The following is a 23626-nucleotide window of genomic DNA, read 5'->3' as shown; positions in this document are numbered from 1 at the left end:
TATCCAAGTGAAGATGGGGAACAACCTAAGAAAGATATTCCAGGTTACCGCTTCGTAGAGACTAAGAAACTTCCAAATGGAGATACAGAGCACGTCTATGAGAAAGTTAAGACAAGTCATAAGGATAAAGACGGAAATGAAATTCCAAACTATCCAACAGAAGATGGGGAACAACCTAAGAAAGATATCCCAGGCTACCGCTTCGTAGAGACTAAGAAACTTCCAAATGGAGATACAGAGCACATCTACGAAAAAGTTAAGACATCATTCAAGGATAAAGAAGGAAACGAGATTCCAAACTATCCAACAGAAGACGGCGAACAACCTAAGAAAGACATTCCAGGTTATCGCTTCGTAGAGACTAAGAAACTTCCAAACGGCGACACTGAACATGTCTACGAAAAAGTTAAGACCAGTCACAAGGATAAGGAAGGCAACGACATTCCAGGATATCCAAGTGAAGATGGCGAACAACCTAAGAAAGACATTCCAGGCTACCGCTTCGTAGAGACTAAGAAACTTCCAAACGGCGACACTGAACATGTCTACGAAAAAGTTGTTACTGCCCCTCAACAAAAACCGACTAAAGCAACCAAAGAATTACCTAATACTGGTACAGAAGATCACTCTAGCCTAGCAGCTCTTGGACTTCTTGGAGTATTGAGCGGATTTGGTCTTGTGGCACGCAAGAAAAAAGAAGACTAATGTTTTAATCATTAAAGATTAAACAAAGGAATTCAATTTCATAAATGAAAACCCAACTAATCAAGCGATTAGTTGGGTTTTTTAGGAGGTTATTGGCCATAAGTACCAATCCCATGTCAATTCTTACTTGACGTTTGCCTCTTAGATTACATCTCTTGTAACCCAAACAAGCCTTTATCTGCCCAAAGACAGGTTCCACATCAATCTTGCGTTGAGCGAAAATCTGTCTACCTTCAGGAGATAAAAGCGCCTGACATTCTTTAGCTTTCAAGTGTTGATAACGTTCGTTGATATATAGTCCCTTTGGAGGGGCTATTTCAGGTTCATCAGCGGAATAAACCTTGATTTCCTGTTGAAAGTCCGTCTGTGTTTTCTGATGTTTGATATGGTGAAAACGATAGCACCAGCCATCAGGATGTATATAGCTATCCTCCTTGTTATCATAGTGCCAATTCGCTAAGTTTCTAGCCGACTGTTTATACCCTTTCTTCTGTTCCTGATCAAACATGGCATATTTAATCAGATGCTTCACCTCCTTTTCATCTAAACGAAGAAGGTTCTCTTCACTTCCATATCCAGCATCTGCGACAACTGTCTTTAGGTCATGTGGATAGGTTTCAAGTAAGGGGAGAAGAGTCTTGGTGTCTGTCGGATTTGAGAAGACATCATAGTGAAGCACAAATTGGTTTTCAGTAGCGATTTGAAGATTATAAGCAGCCTTGAGTTGTCCATTTCTCATATGATCCTCCTTCATCCGCATAAAAGTGGCATCTGGATCTGTTTTGGAAAAGCTGTTACGACCTTCAAATGTCTCCTGATAGCTCTCAAATTTTTTAGCACGTACTGAAAAATCCTCCTTGACTTTACGCAAAACTTTCTTGAGTTTACGACGCTGGGTTTTACGTTCATCCTTCCCTTTAACGGATGTCTCCTCCATGTCTTGGTTCCGTTTTTCCAATTCTTCTTCAAGGATTTGAGCGAATGCAAGCAACTGCTCTGAGGAGATAGGCTCTTGTGTATCCAGTTCGATAGCTTGATGGATCAGGGGAGTGATTTCTTCTTGAAAATAGACCTGTATCTGTTCTTGAAGTTTGGCGGAGAATTTCTCTGTCGCTTTCTTCCACACGAAACTATACTTGTTGGCACTGGCTTCAATCTTATTCCCGTCAATAAACAGACAATCTAAGGTCACTAACTCTTCCATTTTTAAACGAAGATTGAGGTCGATGAAAAGATCACGAATGAATTCTTCCATCCCTTCAGCGACTCGAAATCGATTGATGGTGCGATAGCTGACAACCAACTGTCCTGTTAGGTACTGCATAGGCAGATTTTCAATCATCATTTTTTCGACCAAAGTAAATCCCTTGTGAATAGGCAAATAGTAGAGTGGCTAAAAGCATTTTAGGGTGATAAGACGGGCGACCAAAGTTATGATAGAACGCGTGGAAGTGACGTTCATCCAAGGCATTCACCACTTTTTCAATGGTAAAGACAAGATGGTCTTGTGGCAAGAAAGAACTGATTTCTAGTGGTAAAGTTGTTTGATTTGTGTTATAGTGAATATGCATGGGATAGCCTCTCTAAATGGTTTATTGTGCAATTCTATTTTACCAAGACTATCGCAACCATGCAAAAAGCAACGGCGAATCCGTTGCTTTTTTGTGGCAAAGAGACTTTTGTCCCAGCCTCCTCAATTGTTTTTGGATCGTCGAGCAAGACGCAGTGGTTGAGTGGGCTCTACTACACTGATTTCATCAGCTTTTACAGCCCTACTCAACTGTGCGGAGGCGGGACGACGAAATCGAATTCTAACGAATTACCGATTTCTGTCCCACTCTCTTTTGTCATGTTTACAAGAGGATAAGGTATAGAACTAGACCGATGAAAATATTTTTCGGCCTTTTTTTGTTTTTCCTTGACAGTTAAATTGTCAGAATTTATAATAAAAGAAGAAAGGCGATAACGGTGTTATCGAATTAAAATCATGAAAAAAGAAACAGATGAGTTAAACGAAAAAATCTTGGAAAGCGCAAGGAGTGAGTTCTTGGTTTATGGCTATCAGGATGCTTCACTGCGGAGAATTTGTCGCGCTGCTGGCTTGACGACTGGGGCTCTTTATAAGCGCTATGAGAGTAAGGACAGTCTCTTTACTGCTCTGCTTGAGCCTACTCTGACAGCCTTAGACCAGTATGGACAAGATCAGAAGCGACGTGACTATGCTTTTCTAGAAGAGGGACACCTGTCTGACATGTGGGCACATCGCTTAGAGGATCTCCAGTCCCTGATGCGGATTCTCTATAAGTATAAGGATATTATGCAGCTCTTGCTCTTTAAATCTCAGGGTTCTTCGCAAGCGGACTTCAGGATGCGTCTGCCTCATTTGGCTGCTGACGAGACTTATCGCTATTTGGAGCTGGCTTACAAAGAGGGGAAAATCAATCATTTGGTCAAACACGAGTTTCTGCGATCGTGCATGACAGCTTATTACACAGCTGTATTTGAGCCCTTGGCTCAAGACTGGCCCCAAGAGCAGGCGCTGGAATTTTGCCATTCCATCATGGACTTGTTTGACTGGAGAGGTTTGCTTGGTTTTTGATAGAAAGAAGGAAATTCTATGAAGAAAAAATCTGTTCTTGCTTGGATCTGGGACTTTGTTTCCCTTCATAAGATATATTTTGTGCTCAGTCTAATCTTTGCCTTTGCCTCTGTGATTTCAGGATTTCTGCCTTATTTCTTTATTGGCGGAATGATTAATCAGCTCTTGGCTGGCAATAAAAACTGGGATTTCTACCTGCAAGAGTCGGCTTGGGTGGCTCTGGCTTGGATTGGCTACTGGGGATTTCACGGTATTTCCACCATGCTGTCACATACGGCAACTTTTAAGATTCTAGCAGAAATGCGGCACCGCTTGACAGATAAGCTAGCAAGGTTGCCTTTAGGTATAGTGCTTAGTCAGTCATCAGGCAGCTATAAAAACATTATCGTTGAGCGGGTGGATGCGACCGAAACGACCTTGGCTCACCTAATTCCAGAGTTTACTGCTGGGATTTTTGGTCCGATTATTGTTCTCATTGCCATGCTGGTTATCGATTGGCGGCTGACCTTGCTGTCTCTCCTGACTATTCCCGTCGTGGCGCTGGCATATATGCGAATGGTTGCTAATAGCGAAACTGACAATCAAAATACTCTGGTCAAGACCAAAAAACTCAATGATACAGCGGTGGAATACATCAATGGGATTGAGGTTATCAAGGTTTTTGGCAAGGAAAAATTTTCTTACGATAAGTTTGTGACGGCTGCTAGAGAAGGAGCAGATTGCTTTATTGAGTGGATGCGCAAGTTCAATCTGGAGATGGGCATTGTGACTGCATTTCTGCCATCAGGCTTGCTCTTTCTGCTGCCGGCTGGCTGTTATTTCTATCTGCAAGGTAGCTTGACTGCCAGCAATTTCATTCTGATGATTATTCTTTCGCTCAGTCTTCTGACTCCTCTGATTTTAGTGGCTAGTTACATGGACGATTTACGGAAAATCGGGACTATTTTTGGCCAAGTCATTGATATTTTGGAAAAGCCTGATTTGAAAAGACCTCAGGATTTGCGAGAACTTCCAAAAGGAAGGGATCTGGTCATAACGAATGTCAGCTTTGGTTATACAAATGAAGAGGAGGTGCTACATGGAATTTCGTTAGATATTAAGACTGGTAGCATCAATGCTTTAGTTGGGCCATCTGGCTCAGGTAAGTCTACAATTGCCAAGCTTCTAGCTTCTTTCTGGGATGTCACTTCTGGCCAGATTACTTATGGTGGCTTGGACATTCGCCAGCTTCCGCTAGACTATTACAGCCGGCAGATTGCTTACGTGACCCAGGATAATTACCTCTTTGATGAGACTATTATGGAAAATATCCGGATGGGAAATCCAGCAGCTTCTGATGAAGATGTCATCGAGATTGCCCGTCGCTGTGGCTGTTATGACTTTATCATGAACTTGGAAAATGGCTTTGAGACTCAGGTAGGCTCTGGCGGTGGTCATCTATCTGGTGGGGAGCGTCAGCGGATTGCCATCGCCCGTGCCATGCTTAAGGATGCGCCGATTCTTATCTTGGATGAAGCGACTGCTTATACAGATCCGGAAAATGAAGCACGGATTCAGTCCAGTCTAGCTCGTCTGATTGAGGGACGGACCTTGATTGTCATTGCCCACAGGCTGTCTACGATTATGAGTGCAGACCAGATAGTCCTGGTCAATGATGGTCGGATTGAAGCTAGGGGTCGGCATGAAGAGTTGCTGGCAGCTAGTCCGCTTTATGCTTCCATGTGGCGGACCCATATTGCTACCAGGGATAGTGGTGAGATGGAAGGAGGGCTGACCCATGCTTAATATACTGAAGAAATTCTTTGATTTTTGTACGGCAGAGGACCGTAAGAAATTTTATCAGTCCATTTATCTGGGCATCATCAAGTCCTTTATCATCGCTCTGCGTATCCCAGCAATCGGCCTAGTTCTTATGGGACTGATTGAGAAGAATCTCTCTATGCAGACCTTCTGGCTGGCTCTAGGAATCATGCTGGTATCCACTGTGCTAAACGTTTGGATTACCCTGAAAATCACCATGCTGCAGACGGAAGCGGGCTATCACACTTGTGCTCAGAAGCGGATTGAAATTGCCGAGCACATGCGCTATCTACCCATGGGTTACTTTAATCAAAATAGCTTGGGCAAGATTACCAGTGTTACAACTAATACGCTGGAAGGACTGTCTGATGTAGCTACCAGAGTGGTTATGATGACTGTGCAGGGCTTTCTGACGACTGGTCTCATCACTATTTTGGTCTTTCTATATGATTGGCGGGTTGGTCTGGTTCTCTTGGTGGGTCTCATTCTCTTTCTCCTGCCTAATACCCTCATGCGTTGGCAAGTTGGTAAGGTTTCTGATGACAAGTATCAGGCAGATACGGACCTAGTAGCTGTTGTTTTGGAGTATAGCCAAGGGATTGCTGAAGTTAAGAACTACAATCTGGTCAACCGTTCTGCTAAGAAGCTGTCCAAGGCTATTGAAGGCAAGAGTCAGCTAGATACCAAAATGACACTCGTGACCTCACCTTACATTGCCCTCCAGGGCATAGTGACCAAGCTGACCGGTCTCTTTATGGGGCTTTTCTCTATCTATTTTTATCTCAATGGCAGTATGGAACTGCTGGTAACCATTATGATGATTGTCAGTGGTTTTATGATTTATGAAAATCTAGACGGCGTTGGCTCTTTCTCTTCTCTCCTGCGCATTGTTGATCTGTCGGTTGATATGGTCAATCAAGTCTTGGCTATCCAGCCGATGGACATCAGTGGTCAGGACATTGAACCTAAGAGCAGCCAGATTGAGCTGAGAGATGTTGGCTTCTCTTATGGAAATAAGAAAATTATTGACCAGGTTTCCCTCACCATTCCCGAAAAAACAACAACTGCCTTGGTCGGACCTTCTGGCTCTGGCAAAACAACGCTCTGCTACCTCATCGCCCGCTTCTGGGATGTGGATCAAGGCAGTATCAGTCTGGACGGACATGATGTTAGAGATTACAGCTATGACAGCCTGATTCGTAATTTCAGCTTTGTCTTCCAAAGCGTCTATCTCTTTGAGGATACCATTGCCAATAACATTCGTTTTGGGAAGCCAGAGGCCAGTCAGGAAGAAGTGATAGAGGCTGCTAAGAAAGCTGCCTGTCATGACTTTATCCTCTCACTGCCTGATGGCTATGATACCAAGATCGGTGAAGGAGGTGCTAGTCTTTCTGGAGGTGAGCGTCAGCGCATTTCCATCGCACGGGCTATTATCAAGGATGCGCCTATTATCATTCTGGATGAAGCAACAGCCAATGTTGACCCAGAAAACGAAGAAGCCCTCATGCAGGCTATTCGGGCTCTGACTCGAGATAAGACCATTATCATGATTGCCCACCGACTCAAGACGGTTGAGCATGCAGACCAGATTCTAGTGCTGGATCAAGGCCGCATTGTCGAGCAAGGAAAACATCAAGACTTACTAGCCAAACAAGGTATCTATAGTAAGTTTATCCAAGAAAGAAAAACAGCTACCAGCTGGAGGATTGAGATGGGGGAGTGATAGTATGTAAACCGTTGTAAATCAGCGATTTTTTTACGTTTGATTTCATTTGTTTCAGTCTTGACTGAAATGAGTGAAAGAGATATACTATAGGTAAGAGGTAACAGATATGAATCAGAAAAAGAAGATTAGTTTAAAGCCAGAGTTACAAAAGTTTATTGAGAATATTGCTGCCATTTATGAAGGTTATGGCATTCCGCGAATTGGGGGTCGGATTTTTGGTTTGAGCCTTGTTTTTGGAGAACCTTTGTCAGCAGAAGATATGTCGGCCCTCCTTCAAGCAAGCAGGAGCAGTATTTCTACCAATATTCGAGCATTGATGCTCAATGGCTGGATAGAAAAGGTTACCTTTCCTGGAGATAGGATTGACTATTTTAGATTTTCTCCCCAGGCTTGGGAACGAGTTCTCGAACATCGAAAAGAAGCTTTATTTCCAATCAAGCAGATTGTTGAAAGGGGACAGCAGGAACTGGCTGCAGATTCGCTCGAGCACCAGCAGTTAGAAGACATGAAAGCATGGCTGGATATCCAGGCTCATTATCAGGAGGAAATGTTGAAGGCTTGGCGGAAACATATCAGAGACAATCAAAGAGGGTGACGAAGATGTATGAAAATCCTTATCAATATTTATCAGGAAATATTGGAGACAAAAAACTCATTCGAGCGGGTTTTGAAGAAAAACTCTATGATACAGGACAGATTAAACTGAATTATGTTGTGGGACCAGACAATGGACCCAATCTTCTGCTTATTCCAGCTCAAATGGGAACTTGGGAATCTTATGGCAAAGTCCTGATTCCTCTTTCTCAGCAGTTCAAGGTATATGCTATTGATATTCGGGGGCATGGCAAGTCCAGCTGGACACCAGGAGATTATTCTTGGTCTATAATCGGTCAGGATATGCGTTCCTTTATTGATAATGTCGTCCAAGGGAAAGTCATCATTTCGGGAAATTCTTCAGGAGGGATTATCGCTCTTTGGTGTGCAGCCAATTTGGGTTCGGAAGTAGAAGGAATTGTCATTGAGGATGCTCCTGTCTTTTCTGCAGAGATGCCTCGTTTTAAGGAGAGGGACCGTTTTGTTTATAATGGTCTCAAGCATATAGTAGAAAAAATAGGGGATTTGGACAATCGTGATTTGGCGGATTATTTTTCAGGTCAGGAGATGCCTGTCTCGGAGAATCGGGTTAAAAAAATGCCTGACTGGATGATTCGTTTATTATCAAAGCGAATCAAAAAATTTCAAACAAATCATCCCAATCAGCCACTTGAAGTTGGTTTTCCATCTGCCTTGAAGCAGCTTCTGAAATCACTGTCCATGTTTGATCCAGATTTTGCTCGCGCTTTTGTGGATGGCCGATTTTATCAAGGTATTCATCATGCTGAAGCCCTGAAAGCAAGCACTTGTCCAATACTATGTCTACATGCTAACTGGAAAAGATATGAGAAGTACGGTCTAGTTGGGGCTCTAGATGACCAGGATGTTCAGCATATTCTGGAGCTGGCGCCACAGACTATTTACAAAAAAATTCCAGCCAACCATGTCATCCATGCATTTAAACCCCGTTCCTATATCCAAGCTTTGCTGGAGTTTAAAGACATAATTCAGAACCACTAAAGCAAGCCATTGGCTTGCTGTTTTTCATTTATTGGCAGGAATGGTATAATAGTTGATAGTCATGAGAAGTAGATTAGTGAATTTGGGAGAATGATGAAAAAGAGAGTTACAATAATAATGATAGCGATATAATCTATCAGCTTGAAAAAAACAAGGAATAAAATTTTTAATTTTAGATGAAGAGGTACCCCATGAATGAAATCAAATGCCCCAACTGCGGGGAGGTTTTCACAGTCAATGAGAGCCAGTACAGTGAGCTTTTGTCGCAGGTTCGGACAGCAGAGTTTGAAATTTATAATGACTCGACCGGGAAGTTAGCTATGGTCAAGCGGATTTTAATAATGCGAGTGTTCCCTATTTTTCTTCTATTTTCAGCTCTGCTATTGGTTTTCTCAAAGTTACTCACTGGAAAAGGTTATTTCAGTTGGGAAGTGTGTTTGATTGTCATAATAGATTGTGTTTTATTGATCGTTTTTGTGATTCAGATTTCTTATGTTTTTTGGAGATTGTTTCAAAAGTGGAAAGAATTATCTGATAAATAAAACAATGCCTGTTTTCGAATTTGGAGGTAAGACAATGAATAGCAAAGTAAAATTTCGAATGTTTACCATTTTAGACTTTGACAAGGAAGAAGAATATTTACATGAGATGCATCTGAAAGGCTGGAGATATAGAACGAGTCGTTTTGGTTTTTTCTATTTTTGCCAATGCCAACCTGACGATGTCATCTACCGTATCTATGATTCTAGATTTCTTAAAAAGTATAAGCATGAACTGCAAGATTTTAGAAATAGCGGTTGGGAATTGATAGAAACAGGTTTTTGTTCAATTCTTCGTAAACCAACTTCTGATATACTTTCAGAGGAGAAAGTCTATATGAGTAAGGGTCTCAGATGGGAAGTTATGCGGTCTAGACTTCGTTCCTGTATAGCCACTTTTTCAGGTGGTCTTGTTGTTTGCATGAGTTTGTATCGAGAAAACTTGTCTCAGTCTTTCTTTATTATTTTCGTTTTATACACTTGTTTAATTTCTTATCTAATCTACGGCTTTTTCAGACTTAAAAGGAAATACCAAGTAGATGAGAAGTAAGTTTCTAGGTTTGTAGACTGATTTTTAGCACTCTTAACAAAAGAGTGCTAATTTTTTGAGTTTTTGTCTTGACATTCTCTTCTAAGGGTGTATAATAGAATCATGAATTAGCACTTGGGCACATAGAGTGCTAATCGATCGGACAGAGAGGAGTGATGAGATGGTTACAGAGCGTCAGCAGGATATTTTAAATCTGATTATTGACATCTTTACCAAAACGCACGAACCTGTCGGATCCAAGGCGCTACAAGAGTCTATCAATTCTAGTAGTGCTACCATTCGTAATGACATGGCGGCTCTAGAAAAGCAAGGTTTGCTTGAGAAGGCGCATACTTCAAGCGGTCGGATGCCAAGTGTTGCTGGTTTTCAGTACTATGTGAAACACTCACTGGATTTTGACCGATTGGCTGAAAATGAGGTCTATGAGATTGTCAAAGCCTTTGATCAGGAATTCTTCAAACTGGAGGATATTCTGCAAGAGGCTGCTAATTTACTAACAGACTTGAGTGGCTGTACGGTAGTGGCTCTAGATGTTGAACCAAGTAGACAGCGCCTGACGGCTTTCGATATTGTCGTTCTAGGACAACATACTGCTCTTGCAGTTTTCACCCTAGACGAGTCTCGAACGGTTACTAGTCAGTTTCTGATCCCAAGGAACTTTTTGCAGGAGGATTTGCTGAAACTGAAGAGCATCATTCAGGAACGTTTCTTAGGACACACTGTTCTAGATATTCACTACAAGATTCGGACGGAGATTCCGCAGATTATCCAGCGTTACTTCACAACAACGGACAATGTTATCGATCTCTTTGAACATATCTTTAAGAAAATGTTCAACGAAAACATTGTGGTGGCGGGCAAGGTCAATCTCTTGAATTTTGACAATCTAGCAGCCTATCAGTTCTTTGACCAACCACAGAAGGTGGCCTTGGAAATTCGTGAAGGTCTGCATGAAGATCAGATGCAAAATGTCCGTGTGGCTGACAGTCAGGAATCCTGCCTAGCTGATCTAGCTGTGATTAGTAGTAAATTCCTCATCCCTTATCGTGGTTTTGGAATTCTGGCGATTATCGGTCCAGTCAATCTGGATTACCAGCAACTAATCAACCAACTCAATGTTGTCAATCGAGTCCTAACTATGAAACTCACAGATTTCTACCGCTATTTGAGTAGTAATCACTATGAGGTGAGTTGAACATGAAATTACACAAATTCCTAAAAAGGAGGCGAAAAATGTCTGAGGAAATAAAAAACGAAGAAGTAAAAGAAGAGGAAGTTGTTGAAACGACAGAAGAAGCAACTCCTGAGAAATCTGAATTGGACTTGGCAAATGAACGTGCGGACGAGTTTGAAAATAAATACCTTCGTGCTCATGCTGAAATGCAAAATATCCAACGTCGTGCTAATGAGGAGCGTCAAAACTTGCAACGCTATCGTAGTCAATACTTGGCAAAAGCAATCTTACCATCGCTCGACAACCTAGAACGTGCACTCGCAGTTGAAGGTTTGACAGATGATGTCAAAAAGGGATTGGAAATGGTCCAAGAAAGTTTGATTCACGCTTTGAAAGAAGAGGGGATCGAAGAAATCGCAGCTGATGGCGAATTTGACCATAATTACCATATGGCAATCCAAACTCTTCCAGCAGACGATGAACACCCAGCAGATACCATTGCACAAGTCTTCCAAAAAGGCTACAAACTCCATGACCGCATCCTACGCCCAGCCATGGTAGTAGTGTATAACTAGGCTAGAGAACTTAAAAACTTGTCCGAAACGACAATAAACTATGAAGAAAGATAAAAAGCAAGCTGGAGGCTTGCAAGGAAGATGTTGCCCGCCGTGGTGAAAGTTTCAGTAGCGTGTGCTACTGAAACAGGGGATTTTTGAGACAATTGGCTCAAAAATAAGTGATGAAATCCCGAAGGGAGTTGCTCACGTCCCCACCACTTAAGGGAAATATCAAAAAAAGAAGAAAAAACAACAAGGAGAAAACACATGTCTAAAATTATCGGTATTGACTTAGGTACAACAAACTCAGCAGTAGCAGTTCTTGAAGGAACTGAAAGCAAAATCATCGCAAACCCAGAAGGAAATCGTACAACTCCATCTGTAGTGTCATTCAAAAACGGTGAAATCATCGTTGGTGATGCTGCGAAACGTCAAGCGGTCACAAACCCAGATACTGTTATCTCTATCAAATCTAAGATGGGAACTTCTGAAAAAGTTTCTGCAAACGGAAAAGAATACACTCCACAAGAAATCTCAGCTATGATCCTTCAATACTTGAAAGGTTATGCGGAAGATTACCTTGGTGAAAAAGTAACCAAAGCTGTTATCACAGTTCCCGCTTACTTCAACGATGCACAACGTCAAGCTACAAAAGACGCTGGTAAAATCGCTGGTCTTGAAGTAGAACGTATTGTCAACGAACCAACTGCAGCAGCTCTTGCTTATGGTTTGGACAAGACTGACAAAGAAGAAAAAATCTTGGTATTTGACCTTGGTGGTGGTACATTCGACGTATCTATCCTTGAATTAGGTGACGGTGTCTTCGATGTATTGGCGACTGCAGGGGATAACAAACTCGGTGGTGACGACTTTGACCAAAAAATCATCAATCACATGATTGCAGAATTCAAGAAAGAAAATGGTATTGACTTGTCTACTGACAAGATGGCTCTTCAACGTTTGAAAGATGCGGCTGAAAAAGCGAAGAAAGACCTTTCTGGTGTAACTTCAACTCAAATCAGCTTGCCATTTATCACTGCTGGTGAATCTGGACCTCTTCACTTGGAAATGACTTTGACTCGTGCCAAATTTGACGATTTGACTCGTGACCTTGTAGAACGTACAAAAGTTCCAGTTCGTCAAGCCCTTTCAGATGCAGGTTTGAGCTTGTCAGATATTGACGAAGTTATCCTTGTTGGTGGTTCAACTCGTATCCCAGCCGTTGTAGAAGCTGTTAAGGCTGAAACTGGTAAAGAACCAAACAAATCAGTAAACCCTGACGAAGTTGTTGCCATGGGTGCTGCCATCCAAGGTGGTGTGATCACTGGTGATGTTAAAGACGTTGTCCTTCTTGACGTAACGCCATTATCACTCGGTATCGAAACAATGGGTGGAGTATTTACAAAACTTATCGATCGCAACACTACTATTCCAACATCTAAGTCACAAGTCTTCTCAACTGCAGCAGACAATCAACCAGCCGTTGATATCCACGTTCTTCAAGGTGAACGCCCAATGGCAGCAGATAACAAGACTCTTGGACGTTTCCAATTGACAGATATCCCAGCTGCACCTCGTGGTATTCCACAAATCGAAGTAACATTTGATATCGATAAGAACGGTATCGTGTCTGTTAAGGCTAAAGATCTTGGAACTCAAAAAGAACAAACAATTGTTATCCAATCTAACTCAGGTTTGACAGACGAAGAAATCGACCGCATGATGAAAGATGCAGAAGCTAATGCTGAAGCAGATAAGAAACGTAAAGAAGAAGTTGACCTTCGTAACGAAGTAGACCAAGCAATCTTTGCGACTGAAAAGACAATCAAGGAAACTGAAGGCAAAGGTTTTGATGCAGAACGTGACGCTGCCCAAGCTGCCCTTGATGACCTTAAGAAAGCGCAAGAAGACAACAACTTGGATGAAATGAAAGCAAAACTTGAAGCATTGAACGAAAAAGCTCAAGGACTTGCTGTGAAACTCTACGAACAAGCAGCTGCAGCGCAACAAGCTCAAGCAGGAGCAGAAGGCGCACAAGCAACAGGAAACGCAGGCGATGACGTCGTAGACGGAGAGTTTACTGAAAAATAAGATGCAAAGCCCGTTAAAACCTCACAGTGAAAATAGGAAATCTGACGCAGACACTTTAGTTTCTAGGAAGATTTGCACCTAAAGGTAGCCATATCTGTAGTTCGCTAAAGCGAAAACAGCTACGTCTCTTTTTCGCCAAGAGGTTAGGGAGTGCTCGATTTAGCATTACTAGTTTGATTTTTAAAACTAGAACGTCGTAATGATAAGAAGAAATCCAGAGGTTGCAACCCAGCCTCTGTTTTTCGGTAAAATAGAGGATGTTGCGTATGAAAAAAGTACTTTGTATTATTTATCCTAATTTTTCTCTTTATGAGATAACCACTTTAACGAGTACTTTAGCTCTGTCTTTTGATATCACGATTGATTATGTAGCTTCTGAGCGTTCGATGGTGGTCTCTGAGGATGGTTTGCCCTGTCAACCGACGAAAACATTGGATCAAATCCGTATAGAAGATTATTCTTGTGTGATTTTGCCAGGAATGGTAAATATAGGTCCTGCTCTACAAGATGAGAAATTGATCTCGTTTTTGAGAAGTCTTGATGAGCAAGATATCCTAATTGCAGCCATTTCTTCAGCGCCACTTTTATTGGCGAAAGCAGGCTTGTTGAACGACACGAAATTTACAGGTGGAATTTGGCAAAACTTCTTTGACTATTTTGAATTTCTTTCACGTGAAAATTTCAAATCGAAAGTTCTTGTGCAAGATAAACAAATCATTACGGCTATCGGTTTTGCACATCAAGAGTTTGCAAGAAAAGTGATACTTGGTCTAGGTTTGGCAGAAAATACTGACAACTATTTTAAAGAACAGAACGAATATTCAGAAGAGGACTTGATTTTTACTCTATCGGATAAAGAGTTTGATGAAGTGAAGCAGAGTATAGAAAATACACTCTAATGATTTACTTATAAACTATAGAAAGGAATAAGGGTGTTCGAGTAACTGAACACGGGCTACGGACTGTGTCAAAAAGATAGTTTTTTCTAGAACGTAAGCGTCCGTCGTCAAAACTCCTATTTTGACTGTGTCCGTTTGACGCCCTTTGTATCTTGAATTATGAACAATACTGAATTTTATGATCGTCTGGGGGTGTCAAAAAACGCTTCGGCAGACGAGATCAAAAAGGCTTATCGTAAGCTTTCCAAAAAATATCACCCAGATATCAACAAGGAACCTGGAGCTGAGGAAAAATACAAGGAAGTTCAAGAAGCCTATGAGACTTTGAGTGACGATCAAAAACGTGCAGCCTACGACCAATATGGGGCTGCGGGTGCCAACGGTGGCTTTGGTGGTGCTGGCGGTTTCGGTGGCTTTGACGGAGCAAGTGGCTTCGGTGGTTTTGAGGATATTTTCTCAAGTTTCTTCGGTGGAGGCGGAGCTTCGCGCAATCCAAACGCTCCTCGTCAAGGGGATGATCTCCAGTATCGTGTGAACTTGACCTTTGAAGAAGCTATCTTCGGAACAGAAAAGGAAGTTAAGTACAACCGTGAAGCCAGCTGTCGTACATGTAATGGATCTGGTGCTAAGCCAGGGACAAGTCCAGTCACATGTGGACGCTGTCATGGTGCTGGTGTCATTAACGTCGATACGCAGACTCCTCTTGGTATGATGCGTCGTCAAGTAACCTGTGATGTCTGTCATGGTCGTGGAAAAGAAATCAAAGACCCATGTACAACTTGTCACGGTACAGGTCATGAAAAACAAGCTCATAGTGTACATGTGAAAATCCCTGCTGGTGTGGAAACAGGCCAACAAATCCGCCTAGCTGGTCAAGGTGAAGCTGGCTTTAACGGTGGACCTTACGGAGACTTGTATGTAGTGGTTTCTGTGGAAGCTAGTGATAAGTTTGAACGTGAAGGAACGACTATTTTCTACAATCTGAACCTCAACTTTGTCCAAGCAGCTCTTGGTGATACTGTGGAAATTCCAACCGTGCATGGAGATGTTGAATTGGTTATCCCAGAAGGAACTCAGACTGGCAAGAAATTCCGTCTACGTGGCAAGGGAGCGCCAAGCCTTCGTGGCGGTGCCGTTGGTGACCAATATGTTACAGTTAATGTCGTGACTCCGACAGGTTTGAACGACCGCCAAAAAGCTGCGCTTAAAGAATTCGCAGCTGCAGGTGACTTGAAAGTCAATCCAAAGAAAAAAGGCTTCTTTGACCACATAAAAGATGCCTTTGAAGGAGAATAAAGTAAAAAGAGCCAGCGGGCTCTTTTTTTGTATAATCTTGGGAAATTTAGTATCGAGAAATCATTCTCCAGTTAGTCTACTATTTATACTTTTGAGTGAGCAAGCCAGCTGCATCCATCTCCTGAATGAGTTGCTTGATTTCCGCTTCCTTGCCAGGCTTAATGGTAATAGTATCAATGTGTTTGATTGCCGAGTTATCTTGAATATCCACTAAGGTCAAAGCTTTTTCATAGAATGCAATTCCCTTTTTAAGATTTTCCTGATCTTTCCAATTTAGAATTGTGTAAGAAGAATTTGATTTCTCTCCTTTTTCTTGGAAATACTTCTCACTTTCCTTTTCTAAAAATTGTATTAAACCATGATTGAACAAGTTGTCTCCTACCTTATAGTATGAAATATCCCCTGCCTGTAGGACATAGACTTCCAGTCGGTTTTTGGTGAGTTTTGGACTTTCTTTTAGGACGGGGTGACTATTGATAACCTCATCTGAGAAAGTAACATAGAAATTTAAGCCTCCACCCTCGAATTGATACCTTCCATTTGATTCTACTTTCTCAGGAGGCATGTCAAGAGAGATAAATATTTGTTTTAAGGATTCATTTCCTTTTTGGATGTCACTCGGTGAGGCCTTGAAAAGATTCATCAGTAGTAGAAATGCTAGAGCCGTCAGAAGGCAGAGACAGCCACAAGGGATCGCGATGACCTTCGCTAGAACTTTTAAAAACTGTTTCACTTTCATTCCCTCCCTTTTCTGTTCGAATCTAGTAACCCAAAAAGGATTTAAGGAAACTTGGAGGCTCTCTTATTCTTGTTTTTCTTCTTGGAGGACTGCCATTCTAGTTTGAAAATCCTTTTCCAAGACTTTGAATTTATAGGTTAAATCTTTTTGGTATTCCTTGATAAGGGATTTTTGTTGGTCGATGATTTGTAGGCTGTTTTGGATGATATCCAAATCATCTTTGATAGCTTCGACGCGGTCAGTTGTATCTAGCACTTCATCCTGAATGGCTTGGCGATTTTTTACGACAAAATAACTTCCAGCTGCAGCACCTGCAAATAGCAATAGATTGGATAGTTTCATGGCAACTCCTTAGGCATTTTTAATGGTTTCAGCGACTTGGGCAAGTTTGTCAAAGTCTGGTTCGTGGGCGCTAAAGTCAATCTTGAGGTCGTCTTCTGCACTGTAGCGAGGTACGAGGTGCACGTGAGTATGAAAGACCGTTTGACCAGCAATTTCCTCGCAGTTGGCAATGATATTCATGCCGACTGCTTTGGTAGCCTTCATGACTTTTTGAGCCACTGTTGGCACTTGTGCAAAGAGTTGGCTGGCACTCGCAGCATCCATTTCTAAAAGATTGCGATAGTGCTCTTTTGGTACAATGAGGGTGTGTCCAGGCGTTACTTGAGAGATATCAAGGAAGGCAAGAATCTGCTCGTCCTCGTATACTTTTGAAGCAGGAATCTCTCCTGCGATGATCTTACAAAAAATGCAATCTGACATAAAATCCACCTCTACTGTATTGAATTTTGATATAATATAGCTACATTATACCAGATTCGGAGAAAATATGTTAGAAATTAAAAACCTGACAGGAGGCTATATTCACGTTCCTGTCTTGAAAGATGTGTCCTTTACCGTTGAAAGTGGGCAGTTGGTCGGTTTGATTGGTCTCAATGGTGCTGGGAAATCAACGACAATCAATGAGATTATTGGTCTGTTGACACCTTACAGTGGGGAAATCAAGATTAATGGCCTAACCCTGCGAGAAGATGCGACCAACTATCGCAAGCAGATTGGCTATATTCCTGAAACGCCTAGCTTGTACGAGGAATTGACCCTCAGAGAGCATATTGAAACGGTGGCTATGGCTTATGGTATTGAGCAAAAAGTCGCTTTTGATCGTGTGGAACCTTTGTTGAAAATGTTTCGTTTGGATCAAAAATTAGACTGGTTTCCAGTGCATTTCTCCAAAGGGATGAAGCAGAAGGTCATGATTATCTGTGCATTTGTGGTAGATCCGAGTCTTTTCATCGTTGATGAGCCTTTTCTTGGGCTCGATCCGCTGGCCATTTCTGACTTGATTCAGCTTCTGGAAGTAGAAAAGCAAAGAGGCAAGTCTATTCTCATGAGTACCCATGTTCTGGACTCGGCGGAGAAGATGTGTGATGCCTTTGTCATCCTCCACAAGGGGGAGGTGCGAGCTCAGGGGAACCTCCAGCAACTCCGCGAAGCCTTTGACATGCCTGAAGCGAGTTTGAATGATATTTACTTGGCTCTGACCAAAGAGGAGGAGCTATGAAAGACTTGTTTTTAAAGCGAAAGCAGGCTTTTCGTAAGGAGTGTGTCGGTTATCTGCGCTATGTTCTCAATGACCACTTTGTCTTGTTTCTGCTAGTTCTCATCGGTTTTCTAGCTTACCAGTACAGCCAACTCTTGCAAGATTTTCCTGAAAATCATTGGCCTATTCTCTTGTTTTTGGGGATTGTATCTGCCTTGCTTTTGGCTTGGGGAGGGATTGCCACTTATATGGAGGCACCTGACAAGATCTTTCTCTTAGTCAGTGAAGAGGAGGTCAAGTCCCACCTTAAAGGGCAGACGACGCGCTCACTGGTCTTTTGGCTCTTTGTCCAAACCCTTTTCTTGCTTTTATTTGCGCCCTTATTTTTAGCTCTGGGTTATGGCTTGCCAGTCTTTCTCATCTATGTGTTTTTACTGGGAGCTGGAAAATATCTCCTCTTTCGCCAAAAAGCCAGTAAATTTTTTACTGAGACTGGCCTCAACTGGGATTATGTGATTGCCCAAGAAAGCAAACGCAAGCAAGTCTTGCTTCGTTTCTTTGCTCTCTTTACTCAGGTCAAGGGCATTTCAAATAGTGTCAAACGTCGCGCTTATCTGGATTTCATCCTTAAAGCAGTTCAGAAAGTGCCGAGCAAGATTTGGCAAAATCTCTATCTCCGTTCTTACCTGCGAAATGGCGACCTCTTTGCCCTCAGTTTGCGCCTTTTGCTCCTATCCTTGTTAGCACTAGTCTTTATCGAGCAAGCTTGGATTGCGACGGCAGTGGTGGTTCTATTTAACTATCTCTTACTCTTCCAATTGCTAGCCCTCTATCACGCCTTTGATTACCAATACTTGACCCAGCTCTTCCCACTAGACAAGGGACAAAAGGAAAGAGGGTTGCAGGTTGTAGTCAGAGGATTGACCAGTTTCGTCTTGATAGTGGAATTAGTCGTCGGCCTTGTGACTTTCCAAGAAAAACAGGCCCTCCTAGCCTTGCTGGGTGCTGGTTTAGTTTTACAAGTCTTGTACTTGCCTTATCAGGTGAAACGTCAGATGCAGGACTAAAACGTACTTATATGATACTAAAAAAGAAGTTGAGTTCAATCTGTCTCAGCTTCTTTTATTTTCTACAAGATAATGGTTGGTCCATAAAGACTTAACTTGGTCTTGACTTGGTCAAAGTGAAAACGGTCATAGGCCCGCCAAGCAGCACGAGTAGGAGCATCTGGATCGAGAGCACTGAGGCCCATGAGAAGACTGGAAGTCTGGTAAAATGTTTCCAGCTCAATCAAGAATCGATTATCCACTGTCTCAGCTTTAGAGAGAAAGCGGAGGATATTGTTCAGTTGCTCCTGAAAGCAGACATCGTCAGCTGTTGCCTGTTTGCATGCTTGATAGGCTTTGTTTAACTCAGTAATCAAAGTCTGAGCTCTTTTGATAGGTTCTGTATCTGTCATGAGAATTCCTCCTTTAATCTGGGTGCTAGTCTTGTTTCTAGCAACTGTTTTTTTGATACTGCCAGTCTATCACTTTTATCTCCTTTTTCAGCTTTAAATCTTTAATTGTCATTGAAATTTCCTGAATGGTAATAGCGGGATTTTATGATAAAATGGTTGTAAGGTTATCATAGTCAATTTGTAAAAGCTTCGACACTTTAGGAATTTTTAAGAACCGTTTAGGATTTGGCAAAAAATGGATTCTAGACTTATGGTATCCTCTCTTCAGGAGGTTTTATCCATGAACTATATCATCATCCAAAAAGAGAAAGAAATTTTCAAATTAAACATAAAGGATATCTACTATATCCAAACGCATCCAAGTAAAGCCCATACCGTGCAGATTGTTACAGAAGACGCTAGCTTTGATCTGTTTCAAAATTTAAGCAATCTTGAGAAACAATATGGGGAAACCTTGACGAGATGTCATCGAAATTGTCTGGTCAACCTTGAACGAGTAAAATCCATGGATATCCAATCAAAGACCCTCTTTCTAGGGGAAGAAGGTCGATATGCTGTTCAGTATGCCAGGCGTCGCTATAGAGACATTCGCCAAAAATGGTTGAAACAAGGAGAGTAAGAAGATGAGAATATTTGTTTTAGAAGATGACTTTTCCCAACAAGCTAGGATTGAAACGACGATAGAGAAACTCTTGAAAGAATATCGTATCATTCCCAGCTCTTTTGAAGTTTTTGGCAAGCCAGACCAACTGCTGGCAGAGGTACATGAGAAGGGGGCGCATCAGCTATTCTTTTTGGACATTGAGATTCGAAACGAAGAGATGAAGGGTCTAGAGGTGGCTAGAAAGATTCGGGATCGGGACCCCTATGCCCTGATTGTCTTTGTGACAACTCACTCAGAGTTTATGCCCTTGTCCTTTCGCTATCAAGTGTCAGCTTTGGACTACATTGATAAGGCCCTTTCGGCAGAGGAGTTTGAATCTCGTATCGAGTCAGCCCTTCTCTATGCCAATAGTCAAGATAGTAAAAGTCTGGCGGAAAATTGCTTTTACTTTAAATCAAAATTCGCCCAATTCCAGTATCCTTTTAAAGAGGTTTACTATCTCGAAACGTCGTCCAGAGCCCATCGTGTTATTCTCTATACCAAGACGGATAGGCTGGAATTTACGGCGAGCCTAGAGGAGGTTCTCAAACAGGAACCTCGTCTCTTGCAGTGCCACCGCTCTTTTCTCATCAATCCTGCCAATGTGGTTCATTTTGATAAGAAAGAAAAACTCCTTTTCTTTCCCAATGGTGGAAGCTGTCTAATCGCGCGTTATAAGGTCAGGGAAGTGTCTGAGGCTATTAATAACTTACACTGAGCTAGGAGAGTTTATGAATATTGCTTGGATATTGTTGTATACACTTATTACTAATGGGCTAGAAATTGTCATTTTCTTTAAGGTAGATGGAATTGGTCTCACTTTCGAGAGGATTTTTAAGGCTTTTCTTTTTAAGATACTTTTGGCAGTTGTTTTTGTAATGATTAGCTATATAGTAGGAAATGATTACCTATCTTATTTTGTGGACCCCTTGTACGGCATAGGTTTATCTTTCTTATTGTTAAGAGGGCTTCCTAAAAAACTCCTTTTCTTTTATGGTCTCTTTCCAATGATATTGGTGAATCTCTTTTATAGAGGAGTCTCCTATTTTGTGCTTCCATTTTTGGGACAAGGGCAAGTATATGATGGCTACTCATTTACTGGGTTATGTATAATAATTTTCAATTTCTTCATTTCTCTAGCTTTTTTGAAATGGTTGGGCTATGATTTCACTAAGTTGAGAAAGGAGATTCTCGATAAAGATTTTCAAAAATCCCTTACTAAGATTAACTGGGTAATGGGAGCTTACTATCTAGTGATACAAAATCTGTCTTACTTTGAATATGAACAAGGTATCCAATCAACGACTGTTCGTCATCTGATCCTAGTGTTTTACTTGCTCTTTTTTATGGGGGTTATCAAGAAATTAGATACCTATTTGAAGGACAAACTTCATGAGAGACTGAACCAAGAGCAGGACTTGCGATACAGAGATATGGAACGTTATAGTCGGCATATAGAGGAACTTTACAAGGAAGTTCGGAGCTTTCGTCATGATTATACCAACCTCTTGACCAGTTTACGTCTGGGGATTGAAGAGGAGAATATGGAGCAGATAAAAGAGGTCTACGACTCGGTCTTAAAGGATTCTAGTCAGAAATTGCAGGACAATAAATATGATCTGGGCCGATTGGTGAATATTCGAGACCGTGCCCTCAAAAGTCTCTTAGCAGGAAAATTTATAAAAGCCAGAGAAAGGGATATTGTCTTTAATGTCGAAGTTCCTGAGGAGATTCAAGTCGAGAGTATGAGTCTGCTTGATTTTTTAACCATCGTATCTATTCTTTGTGACAATGCCATTGAAGCCAGTGCAGAGGCCAGTCAACCTCATGTTTCAATCGCTTTTTTAAAAAATGGAGAACAGGAGACCTTTATCATCGAAAATTCTATCAAAGAAGAAGGCATCGATATTTCTGAAATCTTCTCTTTTGGAGTTAGTTCAAAAGGGGAGGAGCGAGGTGTTGGTCTCTATACCGTTATGAAGATTGTCGAAAGTCATCCCAATACCAGTCTAAATACCACCTGTCAAAATCAAGTTTTTCGTCAGATGCTTACTATGATACATACAGAATGATAAAAATAAGACCTAGAGAGCTTTTCTCTTGGTCTTGTTTTTTTATAGTAGTATTGGCTGATGAAGTCCTTTCGTATTGTTATACTTAATTATATTAAGGCTATACAAGAAATCTTCCCACCATCCTCCACCTGTAATTTGATTGAGTTCAGTAGTTGTTAATTCTTGAAATGAAGTTAGGTTTTGTTTCTTATCCATGTTATGATTCTCCTGTTTTATAAGATAATAAATAGTTATAGAGTGTTATCTGAAAATTAATTAGAATGTGTTAAAATTTTATCTTTGAAATAATCAAAATATGTTTTCTTTGCAGTTACACTAGTGACTCGACCTTGTAGGCCATATTGGATGAGTTTACTGTTCTCACCAGATAGTTTTGCAAGAGCGGTTAATTTAAAGAGATTTCCTTGCTCTGTTCTGGTAGGGGTTTGATCAATGCTCTGAAGTTGGCCGATGATGGTAATGCCGTGATTTCCAATCTTCTCAAGCTTTAATCTTACAGTTTGTCCTTTATCTAGTAAGGGGAGATAGTCAGATGATACGTAGTAAGTGATTAGTACTTCTCTTGTATCTGTGATGAGAGGAAATATTTGAGCAATTTCTGTACCAGTTGGAATTCTATTTTTACCTTCAAATTCGCTGTTCAGATGAACGATACCTTTACTTGGAGCGGTTAAGGTATTGTTTTCCAAGCGCTGTGTCGCTTGATCTAGTTGTACTTTTAATTCTGTTAATTGATTCTCCACGGTTAGTTGTTGCTGAGAAGCTGTCTGTAAAAACTGAGTGCGGAGTACTTCAATTTTGGTTGCTAAACTATTATCATAAGTTGCTACACTTCCGATACCAGCTTGCTGAATTTTGAGACTTGCGATAGATGATTCAAGATTTGCAATACTTTGATTGATTTGAGATAAAAATGGCTCATCTGCAGTTTCTTGTGTTTGTTCTTGAGAGGCTACAAGATAACGATTCAAAATTGACTGGTGTGGATTGCCAGTCGGTAAGCGTGCTCTTTTGTTTATGATAGCATCTCTCAGCTCCTGGTATTCTCCAATTTGTTGTTGAACTCTTGTGATTTCTTGTTCAATAGCTGATGAACTGCTATTGGCAAGGTTGGCTTGATTTGCAACCTCAGTGTTAGTCTTTGAGATACCTAGTTCAATATCATGAGTTTGTTTAGTAAAATTCATAAAGGTATTATAGTAGCCAAACTCATCCTCACCAGAAAAAAGATCGGTATTTTTTTCTAAGCTTTGTTTCAAAATTCCAAGTCCTTCTTTTTGCTTCTCAAGTCTTTGTAATTGAGTTTCTAAGGCAGTTTTCTGGCTCTCTTCCATTGTTTCAGAGTATTTGATGAGTAAGTCACCTTTTTCAACTACTTGATTTGCCACTAAATGATTAGCTAAGATAGTATTATCACTGGTTGACTGAATGGATGCAATGACACTTGTAGGAGTGACTTCTCCTTGCGATGTAACAATAATCTCTTTTGTAGCAACAAGGGAGAAAATCACGATGAAAGTAAACAGTAATGAAAGTGGTATGATCAATACTGTCGCATAATTATGGTAACGTCTCTGATAAAACTCGACGCTTCTAAAAAGATTAGGATTCATAACATTC

General features: G+C 41.3%; 23 protein-coding genes and 3 pseudogenes. 19 read left to right on the top strand and 7 right to left on the bottom strand.

Translation table 11 applies throughout. The features are described 5' to 3' along the window. A partial coding sequence (locus M1F74_RS07215; protein WP_247946689.1) for a MucBP domain-containing protein occupies positions 1-705 on the top strand: 705 nt, incomplete at its 5' end. 4 nt (positions 706-709) lie between these two features. Here M1F74_RS07215 and M1F74_RS07210 read toward each other — a convergent pair. Then, positions 710-2276: pseudogene (locus M1F74_RS07210) on the bottom strand (IS1182 family transposase). Between M1F74_RS07210 and M1F74_RS10165 the strand changes: the two are divergent. The 13 genes and pseudogenes from M1F74_RS10165 (at position 2237) to dnaJ (ending at position 15550) form a co-directional block, all read left to right on the top strand. Next, positions 2237-2438 (top strand): annotated as a pseudogene (locus M1F74_RS10165) (hypothetical protein). The pseudogenes M1F74_RS07210 and M1F74_RS10165 sit on opposite strands and share 40 nt — an antisense overlap. Before the next feature lie 254 nt (positions 2439-2692). Continuing rightward, positions 2693-3304, top strand: a complete 612-nt coding sequence (locus M1F74_RS07205; protein ID WP_247946688.1) for a TetR/AcrR family transcriptional regulator — start codon at positions 2693-2695, stop codon at positions 3302-3304. An 18-nt stretch (positions 3305-3322) separates the two neighbouring features. Then, the gene (locus M1F74_RS07200) at positions 3323-5089 is read left to right on the top strand and encodes an ABC transporter ATP-binding protein (RefSeq protein WP_247946687.1); all 1767 of its coding nucleotides are present in this window, start codon (positions 3323-3325) and stop codon (positions 5087-5089) included. Then, entirely contained in the window at positions 5082-6827 is a 1746-nt protein-coding gene (locus M1F74_RS07195) for an ABC transporter ATP-binding protein (RefSeq protein WP_247946686.1), read from the top strand. Before M1F74_RS07200 ends, M1F74_RS07195 begins: the two co-directional genes overlap by 8 nt. A gap of 109 nt (positions 6828-6936) precedes the next feature. Next, a complete protein-coding gene (locus M1F74_RS07190; protein WP_006270523.1) occupies positions 6937-7425 on the top strand; it encodes a GbsR/MarR family transcriptional regulator in 489 nt (162 codons plus the stop codon). Between the two features lie 5 nt (positions 7426-7430). After that, positions 7431-8444, top strand: coding sequence for an alpha/beta fold hydrolase (locus M1F74_RS07185; protein ID WP_247946748.1), 1014 nt, complete (start codon positions 7431-7433; stop codon positions 8442-8444). A 278-nt stretch (positions 8445-8722) separates the two neighbouring features. After that, positions 8723-8986, top strand: a pseudogene (locus tag M1F74_RS07180) (DUF2812 domain-containing protein); the annotation flags it as partial. Between the two features lie 34 nt (positions 8987-9020). After that, a complete protein-coding gene (locus M1F74_RS07175) occupies positions 9021-9533 on the top strand; it encodes a DUF2812 domain-containing protein (RefSeq protein WP_247946685.1) in 513 nt (170 codons plus the stop codon). Between the two features lie 160 nt (positions 9534-9693). After that, positions 9694-10728, top strand: coding sequence for a heat-inducible transcriptional repressor HrcA (gene hrcA / locus M1F74_RS07170; RefSeq protein ID WP_247946684.1), 1035 nt, complete (start codon positions 9694-9696; stop codon positions 10726-10728). A 38-nt stretch (positions 10729-10766) separates the two neighbouring features. Then, a complete protein-coding gene (grpE, locus tag M1F74_RS07165; protein ID WP_247946683.1) occupies positions 10767-11282 on the top strand; it encodes a nucleotide exchange factor GrpE in 516 nt (171 codons plus the stop codon). Positions 11283-11531: 249 nt separating this feature from the next. Beyond that, positions 11532-13355: a molecular chaperone DnaK gene (gene dnaK / locus M1F74_RS07160; protein WP_061428386.1), complete on the top strand. Its 1824-nt coding sequence runs from the start codon at positions 11532-11534 to the stop codon at positions 13353-13355. A gap of 266 nt (positions 13356-13621) precedes the next feature. After that, the gene (locus M1F74_RS07155; protein WP_247946682.1) at positions 13622-14254 is read left to right on the top strand and encodes a DJ-1/PfpI family protein; all 633 of its coding nucleotides are present in this window, start codon (positions 13622-13624) and stop codon (positions 14252-14254) included. Between the two features lie 159 nt (positions 14255-14413). Then, positions 14414-15550, top strand: a complete 1137-nt coding sequence (gene dnaJ / locus M1F74_RS07150) for a molecular chaperone DnaJ (RefSeq protein ID WP_001066318.1) — start codon at positions 14414-14416, stop codon at positions 15548-15550. 79 nt (positions 15551-15629) lie between these two features. Here dnaJ and M1F74_RS07145 read toward each other — a convergent pair whose 3' ends face one another. From M1F74_RS07145 to M1F74_RS07135, 3 genes are all read right to left on the bottom strand, one after another. Continuing rightward, positions 15630-16289 carry a hypothetical protein gene (locus M1F74_RS07145; protein ID WP_247946681.1) on the bottom strand — a complete coding sequence of 220 codons (660 nt, stop codon included), beginning with the start codon at positions 16287-16289 and terminating at the stop codon, positions 15630-15632. 63 nt (positions 16290-16352) lie between these two features. Then, positions 16353-16631 (bottom strand): hypothetical protein, encoded by a 279-nt coding sequence (locus tag M1F74_RS07140; RefSeq protein WP_000777742.1) that lies wholly within the window; start codon positions 16629-16631, stop codon positions 16353-16355. A gap of 9 nt (positions 16632-16640) precedes the next feature. Next, positions 16641-17051, bottom strand: a complete 411-nt coding sequence (locus M1F74_RS07135; protein ID WP_247946680.1) for an HIT family protein — start codon at positions 17049-17051, stop codon at positions 16641-16643. A 67-nt stretch (positions 17052-17118) separates the two neighbouring features. Here M1F74_RS07135 and M1F74_RS07130 point away from each other — a divergent pair, with 67 nt between their 5' ends. Both M1F74_RS07130 and M1F74_RS07125 read left to right on the top strand, forming a co-directional pair. Next, positions 17119-17850, top strand: coding sequence for an ABC transporter ATP-binding protein (locus M1F74_RS07130; protein WP_247946679.1), 732 nt, complete (start codon positions 17119-17121; stop codon positions 17848-17850). Then, the gene (locus M1F74_RS07125) at positions 17847-18896 is read left to right on the top strand and encodes an ABC transporter permease (protein ID WP_247946678.1); all 1050 of its coding nucleotides are present in this window, start codon (positions 17847-17849) and stop codon (positions 18894-18896) included. The genes M1F74_RS07130 and M1F74_RS07125 overlap by 4 nt, the downstream gene beginning before the upstream one ends. Before the next feature lie 62 nt (positions 18897-18958). On the opposite strand, the gene M1F74_RS07120 is transcribed toward M1F74_RS07125, so the two are convergent. Further along, positions 18959-19288: a helicase BlpT gene (locus M1F74_RS07120; RefSeq protein WP_125840942.1), complete on the bottom strand. Its 330-nt coding sequence runs from the start codon at positions 19286-19288 to the stop codon at positions 18959-18961. 280 nt (positions 19289-19568) lie between these two features. On the opposite strand from M1F74_RS07120, the gene M1F74_RS07115 reads away from it, so the two are divergent. From M1F74_RS07115 to M1F74_RS07105, 3 genes are read left to right on the top strand one after another with little or no spacing between them, the layout of a single operon-like run. Continuing rightward, the gene (locus M1F74_RS07115; RefSeq protein ID WP_125840943.1) at positions 19569-19907 is read left to right on the top strand and encodes a LytTR family DNA-binding domain-containing protein; all 339 of its coding nucleotides are present in this window, start codon (positions 19569-19571) and stop codon (positions 19905-19907) included. A gap of 4 nt (positions 19908-19911) precedes the next feature. Next, positions 19912-20649, top strand: coding sequence for a response regulator transcription factor (locus M1F74_RS07110; RefSeq protein ID WP_247946677.1), 738 nt, complete (start codon positions 19912-19914; stop codon positions 20647-20649). Between the two features lie 13 nt (positions 20650-20662). After that, positions 20663-22003 carry a sensor histidine kinase gene (locus M1F74_RS07105; RefSeq protein ID WP_247946676.1) on the top strand — a complete coding sequence of 447 codons (1341 nt, stop codon included), beginning with the start codon at positions 20663-20665 and terminating at the stop codon, positions 22001-22003. 42 nt (positions 22004-22045) lie between these two features. Here M1F74_RS07105 and blpC read toward each other — a convergent pair whose 3' ends face one another. Both blpC and M1F74_RS07095 read right to left on the bottom strand, forming a co-directional pair. Then, the gene (blpC, locus tag M1F74_RS07100) at positions 22046-22201 is read right to left on the bottom strand and encodes a quorum-sensing system pheromone BlpC (protein ID WP_125840946.1); all 156 of its coding nucleotides are present in this window, start codon (positions 22199-22201) and stop codon (positions 22046-22048) included. Between the two features lie 56 nt (positions 22202-22257). Then, entirely contained in the window at positions 22258-23619 is a 1362-nt protein-coding gene (locus M1F74_RS07095) for a bacteriocin secretion accessory protein (RefSeq protein ID WP_247946675.1), read from the bottom strand. Positions 23620-23626 lie beyond the last annotated feature (7 nt).

This window comes from Streptococcus oralis (genome assembly GCF_023109315.1).
In the GTDB taxonomy this organism is placed as follows: Bacteria; Bacillota; Bacilli; order Lactobacillales; family Streptococcaceae; genus Streptococcus; species Streptococcus oralis_BS.
This window is presented reverse-complemented; position numbering and strand designations above follow the sequence as displayed.